This is a genomic window from Mucilaginibacter sp. RCC_168 (genome assembly GCF_041355315.1).
Taxonomy (GTDB): Bacteria; Bacteroidota; Bacteroidia; order Sphingobacteriales; family Sphingobacteriaceae; genus Mucilaginibacter.
In genome coordinates, this window is the sequence record NZ_JBFUPN010000007.1 from 164615 (window position 1) to 189298 (window position 24684).

Here is a 24684-nt window from a genome sequence, read left to right on the forward strand (position 1 = left end):
AACTGAAAGCCATGCACATTTACCACAAGCGGGACGCTTGCGGTAGCGGGGGAGAGCCTGATTTACAGACTGCTCACTTCTTTCTCAGTCGTACTGGAACTCGAACCGGTTTATAAGGCATAAGCTAATTTTCCTTAATGGGAAATGCTATCTTTATGACAAATAAACCTATGGAAGAATTAAAAAAAATGGTGACCCGTCTTCGGAAAGCCTTAACCGAAAAAGAAACTGAAATTGCCGAAAAAGAGGAAGCCTTTACCAGCACTATATATAGCCGGCTGGGTAACCGAAAAAATGAGATTGATGTTTTTGAACAGAGTGCGGGCATGATAAATGCATCCATTGTTGAAAAAGCGAAGGTCATCGCGAATTTCGAAAAAGATGCCAGGAGGATAGAAGCCAGTATAGCTCAGATCGGGAATTAACTATATGGAACAGGAAACATTTTATAAAGATCAGTACGATAAATCCTTGGATCGTAAAAACGAGATCAATTCTTCGTTGTCCACGCCTATTGGAATATTGACCGCGTTAGTGGCAGGTCTTTTTTATGCGACAACCACATTTGATTTTACTGACAACTTGTTCCTGACCATTATTTTTGCCTTAATCGGTGCCGGTTCGCTTATATTGTTGGGCAAATCAATCTTTCACTTGGTCAAGGCGCTATCAGACTTACACCAAGGGTATGATTATGCCTATCTGGCGGATACGGATGTGCTGAATAATTATTACACTGGGCTGCTGAATTTCTATAACAGTCAACCCGGGGCAACCCCCACCAGCGCCCAGCAATCGGCCCAAAAAGAGTTTGACGCCTACTTATTGAGTGAACTGATCAAAAGCGCTGGGATCAATCAAAAGAACAACAAGGCAAAAATGTTTCAGCGATTTAAATGCCATCAGTATATGATATTTGCATTTATTTCGTTAAGTTTGTTAATAATTCCTTTTGGCATTGATTTTGGTATTAACAAAGGGAAAGACAAAGTTCAAAAAGTAAAAATTGATTCGGTCATACCTGTAAACCTGAACATCAAATGTAGGGATACAATTGAACGATTAATTATAAAAACATCAGGAAATGGCAAAGCAAGCTGTAGAAAAACCAACACCGCCGCCTACTCAAATGATAAAAGAGGGCGTTAATCCGAATGTGTATCGCCCGGTTACAACCGGAACAAAGAAGTAATCTGGCAAGAAAAATATCAAGGCTCCCATTTTGGGAGCCTTTTTTGTGCCCTATTTAGCACCATGGTTGGTTGTTATCCCCGCACCTTATTCAAACAAAAAAAGCCTACTGATCAATGATCAATAGGCTTTTTAATATTAACCCTTGCCGGTATCATTACCCTCCCATCCCCAAACAAAAAAGTCCCGACAATTAATTGTCGGGACTTTTTATGTTCAGCGGTGAGGGAGGGATTCGAACCCTCGGTACAGTTTCCCGTACGTCAGTTTAGCAAACTGATCCTTTCGGCCTCTCAGGCACCTCACCGTGTTCTTTTCAATATGTTCCCCGTTTTTCGGGATTGCAAATATAGTAATTCAAGTTTCCCGTCAAAAAAAAAGTTCTATTTTTAATAATCTATTCGCACATGATAAATACTCATCAGCATCCGCTTAAAAATAGTTTTGATGGTTTCAATATCTTTTAATGTTATATTACTGTCTTTCAACTGGTTCTGATCCAACTTGTATTTCACTATCCTATCTACCAAAATACTGATCGACTCTTCATCGGGCTCTTTTAGTGAGCGCGAAGCGGCCTCAACCGAGTCGGCCAGCATCAAAACCCCCGCTTCTTTGGTAAAAGGAATAGGTCCCGGGTACCTGAAAATATTCTCGTTGATAAATTTTTCTGGGAAATTCTTCAGTGACGACTGGTAAAAATAGTCGACCCGGGTATTACCATGGTGGGTGCGTATAAAATCAATGATCATCTCGGGCAGGTTGGCCTTGTGTGCCATTTCAATACCCTTACTTACGTGCCTGATGATGATCTGGGCACTCTCTTCATAAGGCAGCTTATCATGCGGATTAAAGCCCGAGCTTTGATTTTCGATAAAAAACAATGGATTTTCCATTTTACCAATATCATGGTACAGCGCCCCTGCCCTTACCAGCAGGGCGTTGCCACCAATGGTGTATATGGCGTTCTCAGCAAGGTTTGCTACCTGTAGTGAGTGCTGGAATGTACCCGGGGCATTAAAGGCCAGCTCGCGCAGCAAAGGCGCGTTGGTATTGGTAAGCTCAATAAGGGTGATATCAGAGGTAAGGCCAAATATTTTTTCGAAGATGATAATAGCCGGATAGGCCAGCAGAGTAAGCGACACACTTACCACAAATGGTAAAAAGTCCATCCAGTCGATATCAACAAAAGTACCCTCTTTGGTAAAGGTGATACCTAAAAATGCGACCAGGTAGGTAAAAATGATCATCCCTGCCGATATAAAATATTGCTCGCGCCTCAGCAGGTTTTTAATACTGTAGATGGATACCATGCCCGCCGTAATTTCATAATAGGCAAACTCAAAACTGTTGGGCACAAAAAAGCCGGCGATGAGTACCACCAGCAGATGTATATTGAGCGCAAGCCGGGTGTCAAATAAAATACGGATAATGATAGGTACAATACAGTAAGGGATGTAATATAAATTGGGCAGCTGTAGCTTGATGGCTAATGATAAAGCTGCCAGCATAGCCGTAATAACCAGTAAAATTAAACTCACCAGGCGGTTATCCTCATAAATATCCTTCCGGAACAGGTAAAGGAATATCATGAGCAGCGATATGGCTACAGCTACCAATAAAAACTGCCCCAGCAATACCAGTTTGCGGTTACCATTGGTTCGGGCATTATCCTCAAAGGCTTGTTTATAGGATTCCAGTTTCTGATAAACATCATCATTCACTACCGAGCCCTTGTATACAATGATCTCCCCTTTCTGCACCATACCGCGGGTAATTGAAAGCCCCTCTACAGCCTCGTTAACCAGGCGCGAGGTAAGGTTATTATCATAACTTAAATTGGTTTGCAAACGGTTTTGCAGCAGATCGAGCAGGAAAGCCTTATCCAGCTCGGGATATTTGCTCAATATTTTATCGCAATAAGCCAGGGCCTTTTCTTTGGTAAACAGTTCGTTGGTGTTTTTGGCTGTGGCTACGTTTTTGTTTAAAACGGTGATGGGATAATTTTCTGAATTTACCTGGTATTGCGGGTTCAGCTTTAAAACACCGGTTTCATATATTTCCTGTAGCAGACCTGTCCCGGTTGAAATATACTTGGGTTTAAGTCTGTCGCTGATGCCCGCATTATGCCATTTAATTTCGATATCGCTTTTAAAACCTTCCAATTGCTGGTTTTCCACCGCGGCATCCAGCTGGTAAATGGGAGTGATACTTTCTTTAGCCGTTTTCTGATCGTTTTTGATCTCCTGCTGGGTTTTCAGGATGGCGAAGTTATAAGGCGATGCCAGGTCTTTCTGATTCCAGATACGTCCTTTTTCATATTCGTAACTGAATTTGGCCTGCTTGGGTAAAAAAAACACAATGAGACCAATGCTCAGCAACATCATAAAAAACTTAACGTTGCGCGAGTATTTACGCAATAAAGCCTTTTGGCGCGAAGTGGATAGTTTTGCCATGTATTAAATTAACCGCTCAAAAATAATATAAGTTTCTGTTATAGTTAGTATCAAGTAGCTAGTATCAAGTATCACGACTTGGAAATACCGAATAAAAAAGAGTTTATATAAAGTCGCTAACAACCCTGGCAACTATTTCTTGATACTTGATACTAGCTACTTGATACTAAAACTCGATACTAATTATTTGCATTTATCAATTTAAATTTGATATCTTTATGATATCAATTTAAAATCATCTTTATCATGCAAACCGAAAAAGTAATTAACCCGCCATCAGGCTTCACCGCATTGGCGTTATTTGTGGTAATATTAGTAGTTTCTGCTATTCTCTTTTCTTCTGACATGGGATTTCTTTTCGCATCGATCCTCCTTGCGGCCGATATATTTTTTGTACTTCCGGGTATGATCGTTATAAATCCCAACGAATCAAAAGTGCTCACGCTTTTTGGTCAGTATACCGGCACTGTAAAAAAAGACGGCTTTTTTTGGGTTAATCCGCTTACAGCAAAAAAGAAAGTATCATTAAGGGCATTTAACCTCAACGGGCAGCAGCTTAAAGTGAATGATAGCATTGGTAATCCCATTGAAATTGCCGCCGTTATTGTATGGCAGATCAAGGATACTGCTGCAGCCGTATTCGCGGTTGAAAACTATATCCAATATGTAAATATCCAGAGCGAGGCCGCGGTACGTCACCTGGCCAACTCTTTTCCTTATGATAACCTGGAAGACGAAACAGCCAACATCACCCTGCGTGGCGGTGCCGAACAGGTAAGCCAGATGCTGGAACAGGAACTGAACGAAAGATTGGCCCGTGCCGGTATAGAAGTGCTGGAAGCACGTATATCGCACCTGGCCTATGCACCGGAGATAGCGCACTCTATGCTGCAGGTTCAGCAGGCATCGGCCATTATAGCCGCCCGTAAACTAATTGTGGAAGGCGCCGTAGGTATGGTTGAAATGGCGCTGAACAAACTATCAGAAAAAAACATCGTGGAGTTGGACGAAGAACGCAAGGCTGCCATGGTAAGCAACTTACTGGTGGTGTTATGCGGCGACAAGGCCGTTAACCCGGTGGTGAATACCGGAACTTTATATCATTGATGATGGATCAGTACAGAAGTTTTGACCAGCTGCGCACCAACGAACTGTCGGTAATACGACATGGCTTTTGGCGCCCCTGGTTTGAATTGACCGATGGCCAGTTTTGCTATGGCAAATTGAGCTACGATGGCCTGTGGAAAGTTGGGGCCATTTTAGAGTCGGCACAAAAAACCTGGATCATCAAAAGCAAAGGTATATTTAGTAGGGTATTACTGATCAATGATACCGATGGGATGCAGATAGGCATCATCACACCCGAGATATGGTCGCGTAAAATTATGTTGAGTTTGAACGACGGATTTGAGGCGGTATATTTAAATAAGAAGGTCTTTACACGCACTTTTAGTCTAATCAATACACAGTATGGCGATCTGCTGAACATCAAACAAGAATCATGGAAGTTAAAAACACCTTTTAAAGTTTTCCTTGAGCCAAATGCATTAAAAAATATACCCAACCCGCCTTTATTGGCTTTACTGGGCATAAACCTGGTTCTGCAAAACCAGAAGAAGGCTGCGGCATCTGCAGGAGTGGGAGGTTGATATGGCAGAAAAAAAGGCATTTATATTGCGTATTAATCCGGAGGTACTAAAGGAAATAGAGACCTGGGCCGCCGAGGAATTCCGGAGCACCAATGGCCAGATCGAATACCTGTTGCAACAGGTCCTGCTTGCCCGTAAAAAAACCGCGAAGAAAAAGAAGGAATAATATTTTGGAACAAGGATTTTGGGAACAAAGAGCAAGGACTTTTGATTTCATTAACTAATGGTTTGTATAATCCAATAAGTCATCTTGAACTTATTTCAGGATCCCACAGGAAAGGTAAACCATCATGCCGTACACCTTGCACATAAGATGCCGAATTTATTTTTTATTTGCACTCGTTTTTCAAAAACCACTCAAAACCGGGTAAAAATTTGTTAAAAAGTGTTAAAATGAGGTTTTTCCGAGCAGTTTTCGAGCGATTTTCATCATTTTTTGAGCAGAAAAGTGTTAAAATTAAAGGTTTAAAAAGTTTTTGCAGTTGGGATCAGGCCGGTAAAGGTTCGTGAGCACCCGACCACCAAACGGTATGCACCGAAAAATAAAACCAAAAAACCATCATCCGGGCCGAGGGTAAATTATTATGCATGCATAGCTTTTTCCTTTCATCAAAATAACTAAATTTGCCACACCAATTTAATGAGGGACACATGAAAGAAGTAGTAATAGTAGCTGCCACACGTACGCCTATCGGCAGTTTCGGGGGGAGTTTAGCCGCCTTAAGCGCCACACAACTGGGCGCTTTAGCCATCAAATCAGCAATCGAAAAATCGGGTCTTAAACCCGAGCAGATACAGGAAATTTATATGGGCAATGTAATGTCGGCCAATCTGGGGCAGGCACCTGCTACCCAGGCGGCTATATTTGCAGGTCTGCCGTATTTACCTGCCACTACCATAAATAAGGTATGCGCTTCGGGCATGAAAGCTATTATGCTCGCTGCCCAAAGTATAGCTATAGGCCAAAATGATATTGTAGTTGCCGGCGGCATGGAAAGCATGAGTAATGTGCCCTATTACTTGGATAAGGCCCGCAATGGCTACCGCCTGGGCAACGGTCAGATTACCGACGGACTGGTAAAAGATGGCCTTTGGGATGTTTATAACGACTACCACATGGGTTCTGCAGCCGAATTGTGTGCTACTGACTGCAACATCAGTCGCGAGGGGCAGGATGCCTTTGCTATTGAATCTTACAACAGGGCCCAAAAAGCACAGGCTGCAGGTAAATTCAACGATGAGATAACCCCGGTGGAACTCAAAGATAAAAAGGGTGATACCACTTTATTTGCCGAGGATGAGGAACCCAAAGCGGTAAAATTCGAGAAAATACCTACGTTAAAGCCTGTATTTAAAAAGGATGGTACCGTAACAGCTGCTAATGCGTCTACTTTAAATGATGGCGCGGCGGCATTAGTACTCATGAGCAAAGAAAAAGCAGACGAACTGGGCATTAAACCATTAGCCAAAATAGTTGCTCATGCCGATGCACAACAAGCCCCGGAATGGTTCACTACTGCTCCATCCAAGGCTATCCCGCTGGCTTTACACCGTGCCGGTTTATCAGCAGATCAGGTCGACTTTTTTGAGATCAACGAGGCATTCTCGGTAGTATCTATAGCCAACAACCAGCTTTTAAAGCTCGATCCGGCTAAGGTAAATGTTAACGGTGGCGCTGTTTCGCTTGGTCACCCACTGGGTGCTTCCGGTGCGCGTATCATAGTTACCTTACTCTCTGTTTTACAACAAAATAAAGGCAAATACGGCGCCGCCGGAATTTGTAATGGCGGCGGTGGCGCCAGCGCAATGGTTATTGAAAATTTACGTTAAATTAAACAAACCGGCTGTTCAACTATAAGTTACAACAGCTATTATGATAAATTATTTAATTTAGCGGCAACATCATGTTAATTTTTAAATACCCGGTATGGTAGCCAAGCGCTTGTTTCTGTTTGTAATCTCCCTGTTTATTTGCGGCCAAACTTTTGGTCAGCGCGCAGACGAGAGTTCACGCATAAAACAATTAAACATTTACCAGGACAGCCTTGCTTCGCTGGGTAAAAAAATGGTAAATAATGAAAACGACCTGGAACGTAAAAATGCTAATTACCAGTTTATTAAAACACTGGTAAGCGCCTTAAAAATCAACAATTCGTTCCTTTTTCCTTTTGATTCGGTTAAAAGCATCAGCATTCTTAATTCGCCTGATAACCGTTTCCGGATCATGAGCTGGCACATAGTGAACCAGGATGGCAGTTATCGCTTTTACGGTACTATTCAACTCAATACTGGTGGCCCGCTCAAAATGTTTCCGCTCGAAGATTATTCGCCTCTACTCAAAAACCCCGAAGATTCAGTGACCGATAACCGAAAATGGTATGGTGCTCAGTATTATAAGATCATCCCGGTATATGCGCAAAAACCGTATTACGTGCTCCTGGGCTGGAAGGGAAATACCGTAAAATCAACTAAGAAAGTTTTGGAGATACTGTCTTTTAACAATGGAGATAAGCCTTCGTTCGGCATGCCTGTGTTTGACGGCAATAGCAAAACCCGTAAAAGGGTGATATTTGAGTATACCCGCCAGGTATCCATGCTGCTGCGATATATACCAGATCAAAACCTCATCGTGTTTGACCACCTGGCTCCGCCTGATAAAAAGATGAAGGATCAGCCCGAAACTTTTGGCCCCGATCTAACCTACGATGGTTACAAACTAAAGAATGGACGCTGGGTATATACAGAAAATCTGGATATGCGCAATATCCCTAATAATAGTGATGCCGAATACGTGGATCCTAAAAAACAGGCCGCGAAAGATAAAAGCGCTGCACATTCAAACTAAATTTCATAAAGCTATTCATATTCCAAATAATCAATATAATTTGTAACACTTTTAGTATAAGGTCTTGATACCTAATATTTATACTATTTTTAACAAAATTAAATAATGCAAGAAAGCCCAGCCGTAAAGGCTACCTCAAAATCCAGATTCCCAAAGAGCGTTCCTTATATTATCGGGAACGAAGCTGCAGAGCGTTTCAGCTTTTACGGAATGCGTTCCGTATTGACGCTATTTTTGGTAAACCAGTTTTTTAATCCCAACCATATTGTTGCTTTAACAGATGTTGCCAACGCCAGAGCCAATAAGCTACACCACCTATTTGTGATGGTGGCCTATGCTTTGCCATTTGTGGGTGGCATGATAGCCGACTGGTTTACCGGCAAATACAAACTTATTTTATATGTATCGATAATTTACTGTTTGGGGCATCTAATGCTGGCCATGTTCGATGGTGGCCTTGGTGGCTTTGAATTAGGCTTACTTGTGGTCGCAATTGGCGCCGGCGGTATTAAATCATGCGTATCTGCTAATGTGGGCGATCAGTTTGATGCTACCAACCAGGATCTGCTCTCGAAAGTTTACGGCTGGTTTTATTTCAGCATCAATGCCGGTTCTATGATTTCAACCGTTGCTATCCCATGGACCTATGATCACTTTGGCCCCAGGTGGGCTTTTGGTATTCCCGGTTTGCTGATGGCGCTGGCAACCATCATCTTTTTTTCGGGCCGTAAAAAATACGTAAAGGTTCCACCACAAGGCGTTAATCGTAATAACCTGGTATTTATAACCTGGTATGCCCTAACTCATTCGGGTCAACGCAAACCCGGCCAATCCTTGCTTGATGTTGCCAAAGGGTCTTATGACCCCGAACGCGTTGAAGGTGTGAAAGCGGTATACCGGGTTATGTCGGTATTCTTTTTCGCACTGGCATTTTGGGCTGTTTGGGATCAATGCTTGTCTGAGTGGACCTTATATGCCGAAAGAATGAACCGTGTAATTAACCTTGGTTTTACCTCGTTCACGGTACTGCCCGGTCAGTTATCAACTGTTAATACGGTGTTCCTTCTTCTATTCATTCCATTTTTTAACTATGTAGTATATCCATGGCTTGACAAAATTGGACTAAAAACAACCCCGTTGCGAAGACTTGGCACCGGCCTGATTTTAACGGCTTTATCATTCGTGGTAATCGGCATAATACACACCAGTCTGGATCATGGCGGTACACCCTCCATCTGGTGGCAGGTGTTTGCGTTTATGATACTTTCAGCAGCCGAAGTTTTGGTTTCTATCACCGGATTGGAATACGCTTACACACACTCGCCTAAATCAATGAAAAGCACTATGACCGGTATCTGGTTCCTGGTTGTATCGTTTGGTAATTTGATTACCGCGCTTGTTAATGGCTTAATAGAAGACGGCGGCTGGTGGACACGTAACCTGAAAGGCGCAAACTATGAATGGTTCTTTGTTATTTTTATTTGTGTATTTATCCTGGTATTTATGTTTGTTGCACCACGGTTAAAGGAACGCAATTATATTACTGATCCCTACATAGATAATCAGGTTATTTCTGATACGCATAACTTATAAGTTTTAGCCATATGGTAAAGCAGTTAAGTAACAATATTATTTAACTGCTTTATTTATTTTAAAACCGGGTTTAAATCAATTATTTTTGCCTTTTATTTACCTGATATTTTTTAAGTGCCGGATAGCATTGTAATAATACCCACCTATAATGAAAAGGAAAATATTGAGCGGATGATCCGCAAAGTGTTTTCTCTGCCCCATGATTTTCATTTACTCATCATTGATGACGGATCACCCGACGGTACAAACATCATTGTAAAAAACTTAATGAATGTATATCCCGAACGTCTTTTTATAGAAGAACGAGCGGGTAAGCAGGGCTTGGGCACGGCCTACATACATGGCTTTAAGTGGTCCATTGCACGTCATTACGACTATATTTTTGAGATGGATGCCGATTTTTCGCATAACCCGGATGATCTGCTCAAACTCCGCCAGGCCTGTATTGATGGCGCCGATGCTGCCATTGGCTCACGATACAGCAATGGGGTAAACGTAGTAAACTGGCCCATGAGCCGCGTGCTGATGAGCTATTTTGCGTCGGTATATGTAAGGTTTATCACGGGCATTGATGTGCGCGATTCTACAGCTGGTTTTATGTGCTACAAGCGTAAAGTACTGGAAACCGTAAGGCTCGATAAGATAAAATTTGTGGGCTATGCCTTCCAGATCGAGATGAAATATACCAGTATTAAACATGGCTTTAAACTGGTTGAAGTACCTATCATCTTTACCGATCGTACAGCTGGCACCTCCAAAATGTCGACTGGTATATTCAAGGAAGCATTTTTTGGGGTGATACAAATGAAGATCAACAGTATTTTCAGGAAGTACCCGGAAGGGTAGATGTGAGATATTAGATGTGAGATTTGAGATAAAATCTTAATTGCTGATTTATCTCTTTCAAGGGATAGACAAAAGAAGAAATATTGATTTTAAGATATTTGTAAAAAATCTGTCTCATATCTCATATCTCACATCTCAAATCTAATTAAAAAAACTAATTTCGTTGGCAATGAACGAGCATCTTGACCCCGGAGCAGAAAGATTGACCAATACCGAGCGCGATATTGAGAGGGTATTGCGTCCGCAGCAATTTGAGGATTTTACCGGTCAGCATAAAATATTAGCCAATTTAAAAGTCTTTGTACAAGCTGCCCGCCAGCGCGGCGAGGCGCTTGACCATGTGTTGTTACACGGTCCTCCGGGATTAGGCAAAACTACCCTGTCGCATATTATCGCTAACGAAATGAGTGTGGGTATCAAAATCACCTCAGGCCCGGTACTGGATAAACCCGGAGACCTTGCAGGCTTGCTTACCAACCTGGAAACCGGCGATATCCTGTTTATTGATGAGATCCATCGTTTAAGTCCGCTGGTTGAGGAGTATTTATACTCGGCCATGGAGGATTTTAAGATAGATATTATGCTGGAAAGCGGCCCAAACGCCCGTTCGGTGCAAATATCACTTAATCCCTTTACGCTGGTAGGTGCTACCACCCGCTCAGGTCTGCTCACGGCGCCATTAAGAGCCCGCTTTGGCATTAACTCTCGGTTGGAATATTATGATGCCAAGTTGCTTACAACTATTGTACTGCGCTCGGCATCCATACTCAAAACCCCTATCACGGATGAAGGTGCATATGAAATAGCCCGTCGCAGTCGCGGTACGCCGCGTATAGCGAATGCACTGCTACGCAGAACACGCGATTTTGCCCAGATCAAAGGCAACGGTAATATCGATACCGATATAGCTCAATACGCCCTGAACGCACTGAATGTGGATGAACATGGTTTAGATGAGATGGACAACAAGATACTCGTTACCATTATTGATAAGTTTAAGGGCGGCCCAGTTGGTTTAAAAACCATTGCTACCGCCGTTGGTGAGGATGAAGGTACTATTGAAGAAGTATACGAACCCTTTTTGATACAGGAAGGCTTTTTGATGCGCACCGCTCGCGGGCGCGAGGCTACAGAAAGCGCTTATAAACATTTAGGCAAAATAAAACTGGGTGGCAATCCATCTCTATTTTAGTAAACCAAAAAATCTACCATATTAAGCCATGAGAACACCATTACAAAAAAGTTTCGGGTTTTATTGCAAAATGCTTTTAGCTATTGCTATTATTTTCACAGTTTATTCAGCTAATACGCAAGCGCAGATCACCCCGGCCGACTCCCTGGCCAAAATTAAAGCCGATAGCCTGGTAACACGACGATTAGCTACCGGTACTAAAGTGGGTATTGCTGGGTTGAACCATGACCATATACATTTGATATTGAATGAGTACCGCCATGGTAACGTGAACATTGTTGGTATAGCTGAGCCCGACAAAAAGCTTTGGCAAAAGTTTGGTAAAATATATAACCTGCCCGACTCCCTGTTTTTTGAGGACCTGAAAACCATGTGCCTCAAACGTAAACCTACCATTGTATTGGGCTATAATGCAGTAGGCAAACACATTGACATTGTAGAAACTTGTGCCCCGATGGGTATCTCGGTTATGGTTGAAAAACCTTTGGCAGCCACGCTCGAGCAGGCTAAAAGGATGGAATTCCTGGCGCTTAAATATTACATTAACCTGCTTACTAATTACGAAACCACCTGGTACCCATCGGTACAAAGCGCCTATAATACCGTAAAAACCGATAGTATTGGCGTTATCCGTAAGATGGTTTTTCATGATGGCCACCAGGGTCCCCGGGAGATTGGCTGTAGTGAGGATTTTTTAAGCTGGCTAACCGATCCGGAACTTAACGGAGCAGGGGCATTAAATGATTTTGGCTGCTACGGTGCCGATATGATGACCTGGTTCATGCAGGGCCAGCGTCCTATCGCGGTAACAGCAATCGCTCGTCATTACAAACCATCGGTATATCCCAAAGTAGAAGATGATGCTACCATTATAGTAGAATATCCCAATGCTACCGGGATGATCGAAGCATCGTGGAACTGGCCTTTTAGCATAAAGGACATGGAAATATTCGGGGCCAAAGGTTATATCCATACTTTTGATCCTGACAAAGTTCAGGTACGCATCAACAATGATGTAAAAGAGTTTAAAGCGCCTCCATTGGCCTTAACAGAAAGCGCCCCTGTACCTTATTTTACCACCGCACTTAAAAACCCCATCAAAGTACGCAACGACCGCTCATCGTTAAAATACAACATGATCGTAATGCAGATACTGGATGCCGCCAAAAGATCGATCAAAGAAGGTAAAAGAATAGTTTTGTAATAGCTGGTTAAATAATTTTATTTATAAAATTGCAAACCTGCACATTTATAATATTAATTTCGCCGTTAATTATAATCTAAAATCATTACTGTCATATGTTAAAAAAAGCTTTTGTGTGGTTAACCGTTTGTACATTAGGTGCAATGTCATGCCAGTCTAAACCTTCTGATAAAACAGCTGCGGCTGCTGATAAAAATGCCGGAACTCCTGCCGCTACACCGGGTGGAAAGATTGATAACGCCGCCATTATGGCCCGTAAACAGGTGCCTGTGGTTTGCTATCACCAGATACGCGACTGGAAAGCCACCGATTCAAAAAATGCCAAAGATTACATCGTACAAATAGCGGCTTTTAAAGAACATATCAAAATGCTGGCCGACAGTGGATACCATACTATTTTGCCTGATCAGTTATACGCTTATCTGACAACCGGCGCACCACTGCCTAAAAAGCCTATTATGCTAACATTTGATGATACCGACCTTGATCAGTTCACTATTGCTAACCCAACGCTCAAAAAATATGGCTTTAAGGCTGTTTATTTTGTAATGACGGTATCTATCGGCCGCCCTCATTATATGACTGCCGATATGGTTAAGAAACTATCTGATGAGGGTAACATAATCGGAAGCCATACCTGGGATCATCATCGGGTTGATAAATACTCCCATAATTCGACGTTGAAGATCATTGGCAAAAACGGCAAAGTAACTACCCGTCCGGTTGATGATTGGGTTACACAGATAGATAAGCCTACCAAAAAACTGGAAGAAATTACAGGTAAAAAGATAGATTATTTCGCCTATCCTTTCGGCATCTGGAAAAAACCGGTTTTACCAGAGATCCAAAAAAAGGGTTTTAAGATAGCTTTCCAGCTGGCTGATAAACGTGATCCGGATTACCCGCTAATGACCGTTAGAAGGATATTGGATAGTGGTTACTGGAGCACCAAAACGTTCAGCAATAGCGTAAGAAACAGCTTTTAGCCCCCGGCCCCCTAAAAGGGCAGTTTACGATTAAACCTTTATCACCATGCTATTAAAACCCCTGCTACTGTTGCTTGCTTCAGGCATTATAGCATGTCAGTCGAAACTAACTACAAAAGCTGCTGTAATTCCACAGCCGGCTATAAAAGCAGCAGTATCAACGGGTATAAGCCCTGTTGATACTGCTGCTATCATGAAGCGAAAACAGATCCCTGTTTTATGCTATCATCAGATAAGAGATTCGCGCCCTACAGATTCCAAAAGCGCTAAAGATGATATTGTACAAATAGCGGCATTTAAAGAGCATATCAAAATGCTGGCTGATCAGGGATATCACAGCATTCTGCCCGACCAGTTGTATGATTATCTCACTGCGGGTACTCCACTGCCGTCCAGGCCAATCATGTTTACTTTTGACGATACTGATCTGGACCAATTTACCATCGCTGCCCCGGAGTTAAAAAAATACAATTTCAAAGCCGTTTATTTTATCATGACGGTATCTATTGGCCGGTCGAATTACATGAACAAAGCACAGATCAAACAACTATCTGATGAAGGAAATGTGATTGGCAGTCATACCTGGGATCATCATCCTTTTACAAAACTTAGCGGCAAGGATTGGGAAATTCAGTTGGACAAGCCCACAAAAAAGTTAGAGGAAATAACAGGCAAACCTGTTAAGTACTTTGCCTACCCTTTTGGTTTATGGAACAAAGAAGGACTCCCCGAGTTACATAAAAGAGGTTTTAAGGGAGCTTTTCAGCTCTCTACAAAACGTTATCCTGGTGATCCATTAATGACCATCAGAAGGATCATCGACAGCGGACATTGGAATGCAAAAAATCTGATGGGTAATATAAACCGTGATTTTTAATTGACTGTCTTCCAATTAGTCGTTAAACTGCGCTCAATAGGACGACTATCGACTTACCACTAAAGACTTTTAACTTAACACTATTTTCCGGCAACCCATTTTACAGCTTCATCCAACTGCTCCAAAGGGTAACCTTTATACTGTCCTGGAATAATGTATTTAAACAGGTGACTAAATTCACGTACACCTTTTTGATCGGTTACAATAGCAAGTTTGTGCCATCGCAAAAAGTATTTCAGGCCTATTTCGATGTTTCCGCACCAGGCCCCTGCTGTAAAATTTTGAATATTAGTTTCTAAAACTAATAAAAAATTGATTTTCCCTGTTTTTGTTACCTGCTCCTGGAGCAAAGGTAAAAGGGCTTTCTCGTAATCGTTAATGGTTACCTCACCAACTGCATGCATACCTAACACATGTGAAGGCAAATAATTCATGTGTTCAAGCATCTTCCATATTTGCAACAATAGTTACAAATACCACACCAATAATTAAAAAAAGTATTTTTTATTTAAAATACTATGATTAGCGGCTTCTGATTAATAACAGTTAGCTAAATGGCCCTCGATTTATGAATTTTATTTTATACTATCTTTGCATTGGTAATGCAAAACAGGACAATATATAGCCAATTGATCAAAACCGAAGCCCAAAAGCTTGGTTTTTTGTTTTGTGGTATCTCAAAAGCCGAATTTTTGGAAGATGAAGCCCCACGGCTGGAGTCATGGTTAAAAAAGAACATGCATGGCGAAATGCAATACATGGAAAATCATTTTGACAAACGGCTTGATCCCCGTTTGCTGGTTGATGGTGCCAAATCGGTAATATCATTAGGTATTAATTACTACACGAATAATAAACAAGAAGACCCTAACGCTCCCAAAATATCCAAATACGCCTATGGAATTGACTACCATACGGTTATCAAGGATAAATTAAGACAGCTTTTACAAACCATTAATGAAAAAATAGGCGAGGTTGGCGGTCGTGTATTTGTTGATTCAGCCCCGGTACTGGATAAAGCCTGGGCAAAAAAGGCAGGCATGGGCTGGATTGGCAAAAACTCCAACCTGTTGAATAAAAAGGCTGGTTCCTTCTTTTTTCTGGCCGAACTGATCATTGATCTGGAATTGGAATATGATATAGCCCCAACGATGGATCATTGTGGTACCTGCACCAATTGTATTGATGCCTGCCCTACCGATGCCATTGTTGGCCCATACATGGTTGATGGAAGCCGCTGCATCTCCTACCTCACTATTGAGCTAAAGAACGAAATTCCGCAAGAGTTTAAGGGCAAAATGGATAACTGGATGTTTGGCTGCGATATTTGCCAGGATGTATGCCCCTGGAACCGTTTTTCAATACTGAATACCGAACCTGCTTTCACACCACACCCCGAACTGCTTCATCTGAAAGCTGATGACTGGCAGGAAATAACGCAGGACGTTTTTCAAAAAGTATTTAAAAACTCAGCCGTAAAACGCACCAAATTCACGGGACTAAAACGGAATATTGATTTTTTGAAAGAGATATGAGATATGAGATATGAGATATGAGATATGAGATATGAGATATGAGATATGAGATATGAGATATGAGATATGAGAACAATTGCCAATCAGAATAATTGTTTTAATTTCTTAACAAAAAAGCCTTGCAGATTAACCGCAAAGCCTTTTTGTATAAATATAAATGGTTAAATACGAGATTGCGTTGTCTCAAATCTCATATCTAACATCTCAAATCCAACTTATCCCTTTTTAAACTTCAGGGCTAATTGTTGCAGCATATCGTCATCAACAGGTTTCGCGGGCTCTTCCTTCTTTTTATTAAAAGGTTTAGGCGGATATTGAGTCCGGGTATGATCGGGTTTGGTAAATTCTTTTTTAGGGTAATCAGTTCTTGGAGTATCCGCTTTTGGAGCTTGTTGTTCTGGTTTTGGTTGTGCTGCTGCTTTTGCCTGGCGCTCAGCCGCTTTTTTACCATTCCAACGGGTGTATATTTCTTCCAGCTTCCTTTTGGTATATAGCGGAAAATCACCCTGCATCATCCAGGAATAATAGCTTGGTTCTACGTTAAATACATCCTCCACGCGTTTACCTTTATGCTTACCAAAATTGATCAGCTCTTCGCCTTGCTCATTAAAAACCATACGACCGGCAAAATCAACCGGCTTGCTTAGGTTAGTAAAATTATGTAGTGCCTCTACATCGCCCACAACCGGGATACTGATATTTCCTTTCTTATCTTCCCACTGCATATTCTCGTAGCGTTCAATCTGCGCCAGTAAAACTTCCATAGTGGCGCGGGTATCGGCTTCGGCAGAGTGTGCGTTCTCAATCACCTTATTACAGTAAAACTGATAGGCCGCTTTTAATGTACGCTGCTCCATCTGGTGAAATATGTTTTGTACATCCACAAAATGACGCGCATCCAGGTTAAATGATACTCCAGCACGCAAAAACTCCTCCATTAACATTGGGATATCAAACTTGTTAGAATTGTAACCGGCCAAATCACTTTCACCAATAAATTCCGCTACCGCCTGCCCTATTTCCTTAAACAGCAATTCATCCTTGATGTGCTCATCATAGATACCATGCACCAGGGATGACTCCAAAGGAATAGGCATGCCAGGGTTAACGCGCCAGGTTTTTACCTCCTCGCTGCCATCCGGGTTTAGTTTTATTACAGAGATTTCAACTATACGATCGGAACCAATATTGGTACCGGTTGTTTCCAGGTCGAAAAAAGCAAGAGGGCGTTTTAAATTTAATTTCATTTTAAAAGTATCGATAGTAGATGGTACAAAGGTCGCAAATGTCCTAAAAAGAATCAGCAGAATAAATTTTTTAATTTATTTAATATAAACGTTTTATTTTTAATTTAATACCTTCCTATTTTATCACAATATTTCATGAAGAAACTTTTACTCATTTCGCTTTTATTCATTGGTATACAACACATTGCAGTAGCACAAGACTTTAAAGAAGGTTTTGTACAGGAAGAGGTAGACATGCGCCGATACGACAAAGATACGGCTGCCCACGCCGTTTATTTAAATGAATATGGCAATTCGAGGATAGATGTAACAAGCGACGACCATATCAGGCTTATTTATAACTACCATGCCAAAATAAAAATATTTGATAACAAGGGTTTCTCCAACGGTACTATCGAGATTCCTATACACAATAGTGATGATGTATCAGAAGAAGTGACGGACATAACCGGCACTACTTATTACAAGGACGACAATGGACTGATACAAAAAATAGATCTTGACCCCAAAAAAGTGTTCAAGACAAAAGATTATAAATATGGTAGTACGGTCAAATTCGCCCTGCCTGGCCTGCGTAACGGCTGTGTTATTGAGTTCAGATATACATTGATATCGCCCTATTGGGACAGTTTTCGCAAATGGGAATTCCAGGATGATATACCCAAGATCTACTCCCAGTATGAAGTTCATATACCTGGTTTTTGGACATTCAACGCATCGTTAAGAGGCCCATATAAACTTACTAAAACCACCTCCGAATTGGAGCGGGAGTGCTTTACTTCGCACGGATCAAAAAGTGATTGCTCGCATCTGGTTTATGGCATGAAAGATATTCCAGCATTTGTAGTGGAAGATTATATGACTTCACCAAAGAATTTTTTGTCAGCTATATATTTTGAGTTAGTGGAGTGGACCAATCCTTATACCGGCGTTAAAACTTTAGTTAGTAAGGAGTGGAAAGATATAGACAGGCAGCTTAAGATTGAAGACGCGTTTGGATCGCAGCTAAAGCGAAAAGACCTGATGAAGGAGCGTATGGCACCTGTTATAGCTGGTAAAACTACCGAAATGGATAAAGCTACTGCTATTTACGCCTATCTGCAAAAATGGTATAAATGGAACGAATACATTGGCATATCCAGCTCAGATGGTATTAAGCGGGCCATGGATGCTCATACCGGTAGTATAGCCGATATTAATCTCACTTTGATCACGGCATTAAATGCGGCAGGCATTAATACCGAGGCGGTGCTACTATCAACCAGGGAGCATGGCAACATCAATACCCTGTACCCTGTGATCAGTGATTTCAACTATGTGGTAGCCAAAACAAACATTGACGGAAAATCTTATTACCTGGATGCTACCGATCCCTTATTATCTTTTGGAGTACTTCAACTAAAATGTTTGAATGATAAAGGCCGGGTTATAAGCCTGGATAAGCCCTCCTACTGGGTTGAATTAAGCACCCTGCAAAAAACCAGCGAGATTCACACGCTTGATCTAATCCTGCTTGAAAATGGAAAGATCAAAGGCACTATCACCAATTATTATAGTGGCTATGATGCTTATCTGCAACGCAAAGCGATTAAAAAGTTCAACTCGGTTGATGAATATATAGAGGACCTGGACGGAAAACTGCCCAAAATAAAAATCTTAAAATCAAACATCAGTAATTTGGATAGTCTTGGTCAGCCCCTTGGCGAAGTATTTGAAGTGGAGATAGATGCCTTTGAAAATATGAACAAAGCACATTTGGTGTTTAATCCTTTCTTTTGGGAAAAAAGAACTACTAATCCCTTTAAACTTGCCGAACGCGATTACCCGGTTGACTGGGGTATGGCGCGTGATAACCGGCTTGTACTAACCATGCATTTGCCGCCTCAATACGTTGTTGAAACCCCGCCCCAGGTGGTGGCTTTTGCTTTACCTAATAGCGGTGGTATGTTTGTTACCAATTTTGACAACCACGATAACGAATTCACTTTTTCAAACATCACCCGGTTTACCAAAGCCATTTATATGCCCGAAGAATATCCTTATCTTAAGGAATTATATAATAAGATAGTCCTTACAGAAAAAACTGATATGGTTTTTAAGAAAAAATAATGAGAGCAGGTTTATTACTATTTTTTTTATTGATCGGTAACCTGTATGCCAGCGCGCAGGATAATTATGATGTGTCGCTCATCTCCAAAGATCTGTTACCTTATGCCAGCGCTGTAGTGCGAAATAATGAAGTAAGCGTTGAGGTAAAGGACTATGACAATACACTTTATCACATCAAAACCGCGGTTACCATATTAAATAAAAATGGCAACAATATAGCCGATATAGTGGTTTGGCATAATAAAAGCCGTGTTATCAAAAGTATTAAGGGAATAGTTTATAACCAGTTTGGTAAGCCTATCAGTAAGTTTTCGGAAAGTGATTTTGAGGATGTAAGCGCACGGGATGGCTTTTCGTTATTCCAGGATTTAAAGGTCAAGCATTATAATCCTGCTGTAACTGATTATCCATATACAATTGTTTATGAATACGAAGTAAAATCAAAACAGTCACTCAACTTTAGCGATTGGGAACCCAACTCCACTACCGGGCAGGCAGTTGAAAAAAGCACATACGCCTTTAGCTGTAAACCTGATTTTAATATCCGGTACAAAGAGATCAACATGCCCGTTAAAGTAGTTACAGGCATTAATAAAGATGGCTATAAAACCTATACCTGGCAGGTTAATAACTTAAAAGCGGTTAAGGATGAACCTTATAGCCTTAACGAAGATAAATACCTGAGTTGTGTTAAAATAGCTCCCGAAAAATTCAGCTACGAAGGGATCACCGGTTCGTTCAACAATTGGAAGGAGATGGGGAAATGGATTTATGATAAGCTACTGGCCAGTCGCCTTCAGGTACCTGGTGCTACAGGATCATACATGAAACAACTCACCGATGGCATTACCGATCCAAAATTAAAAGCCAAAAAGATATACGAATATATGCAGGGTAAAACCCACTATATAAGTGTACAGGTAGGTATTGGGGGATATCAGCCCTTTTTAGCTGCCGATGTAGATCAGCAAAATTATGGCGATTGTAAGGCCCTGGTAAACTACACCCAGGCTTTGCTTAAAACCGTGAATATTGACTCCTATTATTGTATAGTGGAAGCCGGTAGCCGTAAACAAAGTCCGTTAAGCGATTTTGCCAGCATGAACCAGTTTGACCACGTTATTTTATGCCTGCCTTTTAAAAATGATACTACTTTTTTAGAATGCACCAGTCAGAAAATACCTTTCGGCTTTCTGAGTGATTTTACCGATGATCGTTTGGTGCTGGCCTGCACACCGGAAGGCGGCAAATTGTTGCACACACCCAAGTATACTGCCCCAAATAACCTGCAACAGCGCAAAGCCACCTTCGTTTTGGATGCACAAGGAAATTTATCGGGCGAAATGCAAACCATTTTTAAGGGTACGCAATACGATAATCGGGAAAGCATAATTGAAGAAGCGCCTAAAGAACGGATAAAAAGCCTACAGAAGGAATATGCCATCAATAACATGGACATTGAAAAAGCTGAGTTTAAACAGGATAAAAACCTGCAGCCTGTAACCACCGAAACAATTAAATTGAGCGCCGGCGAATATGGATCTGTAAATGACGGAAAAATAACCTTCCTGGCTAATGCCACTAACAGGACCCACACCGTTCCGCGCGAGATACGTAACCGGCGCCATGAAGTGTATATCAATCGGGGTTATACAGATGAAGATGAGATCATTTACACCCTACCGGCGGGTTATCATTTAGATATGCACCCTAATGATGTTTCCATCAACAAACCATTTGGCAAATTTTCGGCAACTATAACCGTAAACGGGAATGAATTGAAATATAAACGCCGTGTGCAACTGCTTGACGGAACTTACAGTAAGGATATTTATCAGGACCTGATCGATTTTTTTCAGGCTATTGTGGAGAGCGACGACAACAATGTTACCCTGACTAAAGGTAACTAAATATCACAATACCAAGTATGATGCCGATGATCATCACCAAATAAAGTAAGATCTCGTTACCTGCAAAACGCTTATATTTAGTCCAGAAGGAGTAATTCTCTTTTTGATCTGACATAATGTGGCAAAATTACCAATTAATTCAAGATGTGCAGATATGCGGATGTGCAAATGTGCAGATTTTAGATGTGTAGATTAAATTATCAATAAGTTATTTCATTTGCACATTTGCACATTATTTACCGGCACTCGCATCTGTAACGCTGGTATCGGCCATGATGGAACCGGCACGAGAAAAGTATTTATATATAGAAGGGTCACGTAGGCGAACAATAATCACCCCTCGCCTGGAACTGGCGTGCACCACATATCCATTTTGAAGGTATACGCCAACATGGCTAAACTGCTTACCGTCAAAATCAAAGAAAACCAGGTCGCCTTCTTTCAGATCTTCTTCGTATTTACGTTTAATTACGGCGATCTGTTTACTGGTCATCCTCGGGATAGTAATACCGTAAACTTGCTGCTCCAGTAAAAAAGCAAGGCCCGAACAATCTACACCATTCTGATCCAAACCGCCAAATTTATAAGGAACGCCCATCCATTGATCAATAAACGTATATAAACGACCATTTTGGATATCGCTCCTATCCACCCCCATGATCTGTGAATACTTATCGGCCATTTCTGTCCTTGGTTTCACAATTTCGCCGGGTTGCCCTTTCATCGCAGCCTTACGCGAATGACAGGAAGTTAGTACCAATGGTACAAAAAACACGGCAAACAGATAAAGCAGATGGCGATGTTTAGTCATGCAGTAAAATTATACTTAAACTATAGCTATTTAATACGGATGTTTTTAACATATTAACAATGGGTGGATATGCAGATGTAAGCCTCAGATGTGCAGATATGCGGATGTGCAAATATGCAGATGATATTAAATGCCTATATCGACTTTAGTCCACACATTTGAAACGGCAAAGCCGCCAACGGAGTTAATTTGCATATCCGCACATCTGCATATTTGCACATTTGAAAACTGTGCATCTAAAATCGGGACTGGGGGGCCAAATACTTTCCAAACCAATCAATATAGCGCTGTACCCTATCCACCTGGTAGCTTGGTATACTGATACCGTGATATTGGCCAGGATAAAGCACCAGCTCTGTTGGTATACCCTGTGATCGTAGCGCCTGGTACATTTGCTCACTCCCGGAAGTTGGTACGTTAAAATCCTTTAAGCCCGACATAAACAGCGTTGGTGTCTTGATCTTATCCGCATGAAAAAATGGATAGGATAGTTTAATATACTTATCGGCGTTCTTCCACGGAACACCCAATTCATTATCATACTGAACCACCCATTGGTCGCTGCCATAAATGGATAGTTGCAAAGCACTGCCTGCCCCACTTGCCGCGGCTTTAAAGCGAGGATCCGTAGCTATGGTATAATCTGTTAATATACCACCATAACTCCAGCCCCCTATGCCTAATCGCTGAGGATCGGCAACACCCATTTTCACTAATTCATCAACGGCGCCAAGCAGGTCTTTTACTTCCTTGTTACCCCAATCGGCATAAATGGCTTTGGTAAATTCTAAGCCCCTGCCGGTACTACCCCTGTAGTTAACCGCGGCAACAGCATAGCCAGCGCCGGCCAGTACCTGCCTGGTTGCATCAAATTCAAACTCGTCCTGATCAGTGGGGCCCCCATGTATATATAAAATAAAAGGCAGTTTCTGGGTTACAACGCTGTCCGGAGTATACAATATTCCGGATACCAGCGTACCATCGTTACTAAACGACTGGAAACCTTTCACATAAGCCAGTTTAACCTTACTCAGCCATTTATCCTGATGAAAAGTAAGCCGGCGGATCTTCCCGTTTTCAATAGCCACCAATTCATGCGACATATACGGGTTCGTCATTTTGGCTATCCAATTACCCGGCGAATGTGCTATCAGTGTCTCAAAACTACATTGGATACCCTTATTAATTACGGTGGATTTACGAAGCAGCAAATTATATTGGGCCACGTATCTGATCCGGTCATTACTTACCAAATAAACGATGCCCTTACCATCCTTACTCCAGGCATGGTTGCTCACTGGTCTGTCCAATTGCGCGGTAAGCAGTTTATTGTTTTTACCGTCCGCGTCCATAAGGCAAAGTACATCATGCTGATAAATAAAATAATCAGCATCGCTGGTTGAACGCAGGTAAGCGATATACTTACCATCCGGGCTCCATAAGGGCTTAATATCATGGCCGGTAAAAATGGTTAATTGTTTGGCTTCGGCTCCACTTTTGGCTTCAATGGTAAAAATGTCCGAATTTTCATTTTTGTCGGGATCATCGGTATGGTTACTTACAAAGGCTATGGTTTTACCATTCGGGCTCCAAACCGGCGAATCATCATCCATATCTCCCCTGGTTAAAGTGTCCAATTTCTTGGTATCAATATCATAAACATATAAATGCCCATGCCGATGCTGCAGATAACCCTCAATATCCTGTTTAAAATGATAGCGGTCGATTTTTATGGGAGCAATTGTTTTGGGTTCGGGTTTACCCCCATTTTCCGGATCCTTGATAATCAGGGCCAATCTTTTGCTATCCGGCGACCAGACGTAATCCTGTAACTCTCCTTTTATATCGGTTAGTTTGTGACCTTCGCCACCTCTGCGATCCATCAGCCAAACCTGCCCCCCATTTTTGGAATCTTTTTCGGATAGGAAGGATAAATATTTACCATCCGGGCTCCATTTGGGTGTTGAGGATGGCTCATCATCAAAAGTAAGCTGAATGGACTGCTTGCCATCATAGCTTTGCATCCAGATGTGTGAAATCCTTTTATCCTTAGCCGAGTCAACTTCGGCCAGGCTGTAGGCTATCCATTTACCATCGGGTGAAAGCTGCGGGTCATCCAACGTAGGGATATGGTAAAAATCGGTTGGCTTAAACGGTTTTTTAACCGTTTGAGCCAAAGCGTTGCTGCAGAGCCCAACTAAAATAAATAATAATGTCTTTGTATTCATCATAT

Annotated in this window: 22 protein-coding genes and 1 tRNA gene; 16 read left to right on the forward strand and 7 right to left on the reverse strand. The window is 41.7% G+C overall.

Features of this window, described 5'->3' with window-relative positions:
* Positions 1 to 170 precede the first annotated feature (170 nt).
* Together AB6735_RS08265 and AB6735_RS08270 are read left to right on the forward strand one after the other, a co-directional pair.
* Positions 171 to 425, forward strand: a complete 255-nt coding sequence (locus tag AB6735_RS08265; protein ID WP_370995459.1) for a hypothetical protein — start codon at positions 171 to 173, stop codon at positions 423 to 425.
* A 4-nt stretch (positions 426 to 429) separates the two neighbouring features.
* Positions 430 to 1149: a hypothetical protein gene (locus AB6735_RS08270; protein ID WP_370995460.1), complete on the forward strand. Its 720-nt coding sequence runs from the start codon at positions 430 to 432 to the stop codon at positions 1147 to 1149.
* Between the two features lie 262 nt (positions 1150 to 1411).
* On the opposite strand, the gene AB6735_RS08275 is transcribed toward AB6735_RS08270, so the two are convergent.
* Positions 1412 to 1498 (reverse strand) — tRNA-Ser (locus tag AB6735_RS08275).
* 82 nt (positions 1499 to 1580) lie between these two features.
* On the reverse strand, positions 1581 to 3647 hold the full coding sequence (locus AB6735_RS08280; protein ID WP_370995461.1) for an HD family phosphohydrolase: 2067 nt from the start codon (positions 3645 to 3647) through the stop codon (positions 1581 to 1583).
* A gap of 246 nt (positions 3648 to 3893) precedes the next feature.
* Here AB6735_RS08280 and AB6735_RS08285 point away from each other — a divergent pair, with 246 nt between their 5' ends.
* The 11 genes from AB6735_RS08285 (at position 3894) to AB6735_RS08335 (ending at position 14839) form a co-directional block, all read left to right on the forward strand.
* Positions 3894 to 4754, forward strand: coding sequence for an SPFH domain-containing protein (locus AB6735_RS08285; RefSeq protein WP_370995462.1), 861 nt, complete (start codon positions 3894 to 3896; stop codon positions 4752 to 4754).
* Between the two features lie 2 nt (positions 4755 to 4756).
* Entirely contained in the window at positions 4757 to 5296 is a 540-nt protein-coding gene (locus AB6735_RS08290) for a hypothetical protein (protein ID WP_370995463.1), read from the forward strand.
* A 1-nt stretch (position 5297) separates the two neighbouring features.
* Positions 5298 to 5462 carry an Arc family DNA binding domain-containing protein gene (locus tag AB6735_RS08295; RefSeq protein WP_370995464.1) on the forward strand — a complete coding sequence of 55 codons (165 nt, stop codon included), beginning with the start codon at positions 5298 to 5300 and terminating at the stop codon, positions 5460 to 5462.
* A 485-nt stretch (positions 5463 to 5947) separates the two neighbouring features.
* Positions 5948 to 7126 carry an acetyl-CoA C-acyltransferase gene (locus AB6735_RS08300; protein WP_370995465.1) on the forward strand — a complete coding sequence of 393 codons (1179 nt, stop codon included), beginning with the start codon at positions 5948 to 5950 and terminating at the stop codon, positions 7124 to 7126.
* A 97-nt stretch (positions 7127 to 7223) separates the two neighbouring features.
* The gene (locus AB6735_RS08305) at positions 7224 to 8141 is read left to right on the forward strand and encodes a hypothetical protein (RefSeq protein ID WP_370995466.1); all 918 of its coding nucleotides are present in this window, start codon (positions 7224 to 7226) and stop codon (positions 8139 to 8141) included.
* Between the two features lie 105 nt (positions 8142 to 8246).
* Positions 8247 to 9734 carry an MFS transporter gene (locus AB6735_RS08310; protein WP_370995467.1) on the forward strand — a complete coding sequence of 496 codons (1488 nt, stop codon included), beginning with the start codon at positions 8247 to 8249 and terminating at the stop codon, positions 9732 to 9734.
* A gap of 114 nt (positions 9735 to 9848) precedes the next feature.
* Positions 9849 to 10580, forward strand: a complete 732-nt coding sequence (locus tag AB6735_RS08315; protein ID WP_370995468.1) for a polyprenol monophosphomannose synthase — start codon at positions 9849 to 9851, stop codon at positions 10578 to 10580.
* A 169-nt stretch (positions 10581 to 10749) separates the two neighbouring features.
* Positions 10750 to 11772: a Holliday junction branch migration DNA helicase RuvB gene (gene ruvB, locus AB6735_RS08320; RefSeq protein ID WP_370995469.1), complete on the forward strand. Its 1023-nt coding sequence runs from the start codon at positions 10750 to 10752 to the stop codon at positions 11770 to 11772.
* Between the two features lie 28 nt (positions 11773 to 11800).
* Positions 11801 to 12976: a Gfo/Idh/MocA family protein gene (locus AB6735_RS08325; RefSeq protein WP_370995470.1), complete on the forward strand. Its 1176-nt coding sequence runs from the start codon at positions 11801 to 11803 to the stop codon at positions 12974 to 12976.
* Between the two features lie 95 nt (positions 12977 to 13071).
* Positions 13072 to 13962 carry a polysaccharide deacetylase family protein gene (locus tag AB6735_RS08330; protein ID WP_370995471.1) on the forward strand — a complete coding sequence of 297 codons (891 nt, stop codon included), beginning with the start codon at positions 13072 to 13074 and terminating at the stop codon, positions 13960 to 13962.
* Positions 13963 to 14008: 46 nt separating this feature from the next.
* The gene (locus tag AB6735_RS08335) at positions 14009 to 14839 is read left to right on the forward strand and encodes a polysaccharide deacetylase family protein (RefSeq protein ID WP_370995472.1); all 831 of its coding nucleotides are present in this window, start codon (positions 14009 to 14011) and stop codon (positions 14837 to 14839) included.
* A gap of 80 nt (positions 14840 to 14919) precedes the next feature.
* Here AB6735_RS08335 and AB6735_RS08340 read toward each other — a convergent pair whose 3' ends face one another.
* Positions 14920 to 15285, reverse strand: a complete 366-nt coding sequence (locus AB6735_RS08340) for an STAS/SEC14 domain-containing protein (RefSeq protein ID WP_370995473.1) — start codon at positions 15283 to 15285, stop codon at positions 14920 to 14922.
* A gap of 156 nt (positions 15286 to 15441) precedes the next feature.
* Between AB6735_RS08340 and queG the strand changes: the two genes are divergently transcribed.
* Positions 15442 to 16374 (forward strand): tRNA epoxyqueuosine(34) reductase QueG, encoded by a 933-nt coding sequence (gene queG / locus AB6735_RS08345; RefSeq protein ID WP_370995474.1) that lies wholly within the window; start codon positions 15442 to 15444, stop codon positions 16372 to 16374.
* Between the two features lie 215 nt (positions 16375 to 16589).
* On the opposite strand, the gene AB6735_RS08350 is transcribed toward queG, so the two are convergent.
* Positions 16590 to 17621, reverse strand: coding sequence for an exonuclease domain-containing protein (locus tag AB6735_RS08350; protein WP_370995475.1), 1032 nt, complete (start codon positions 17619 to 17621; stop codon positions 16590 to 16592).
* Positions 17622 to 17756: 135 nt separating this feature from the next.
* Here AB6735_RS08350 and AB6735_RS08355 point away from each other — a divergent pair, with 135 nt between their 5' ends.
* Complete coding sequence (locus AB6735_RS08355) at positions 17757 to 19730, forward strand: DUF3857 domain-containing protein (protein ID WP_370995476.1); 1974 nt, start codon at positions 17757 to 17759, stop codon at positions 19728 to 19730.
* Positions 19730 to 21640, forward strand: coding sequence for a DUF3857 domain-containing protein (locus AB6735_RS08360; protein ID WP_370995477.1), 1911 nt, complete (start codon positions 19730 to 19732; stop codon positions 21638 to 21640). Before AB6735_RS08355 ends, AB6735_RS08360 begins: the two co-directional genes overlap by 1 nt.
* Here AB6735_RS08360 and AB6735_RS08365 read toward each other — a convergent pair.
* The 3 genes from AB6735_RS08365 to AB6735_RS08375 all read right to left on the reverse strand — a co-directional run bounded on the left by AB6735_RS08365 (position 21627) and on the right by AB6735_RS08375 (position 24682).
* Entirely contained in the window at positions 21627 to 21755 is a 129-nt protein-coding gene (locus AB6735_RS08365) for a hypothetical protein (protein WP_256367780.1), read from the reverse strand. The two genes, AB6735_RS08360 and AB6735_RS08365, sit on opposite strands and share 14 nt — an antisense overlap.
* 117 nt (positions 21756 to 21872) lie before the next feature.
* Complete coding sequence (locus AB6735_RS08370; RefSeq protein WP_370995478.1) at positions 21873 to 22451, reverse strand: C40 family peptidase; 579 nt, start codon at positions 22449 to 22451, stop codon at positions 21873 to 21875.
* A 236-nt stretch (positions 22452 to 22687) separates the two neighbouring features.
* Complete coding sequence (locus AB6735_RS08375; protein WP_370995479.1) at positions 22688 to 24682, reverse strand: prolyl oligopeptidase family serine peptidase; 1995 nt, start codon at positions 24680 to 24682, stop codon at positions 22688 to 22690.
* Positions 24683 to 24684 lie beyond the last annotated feature (2 nt).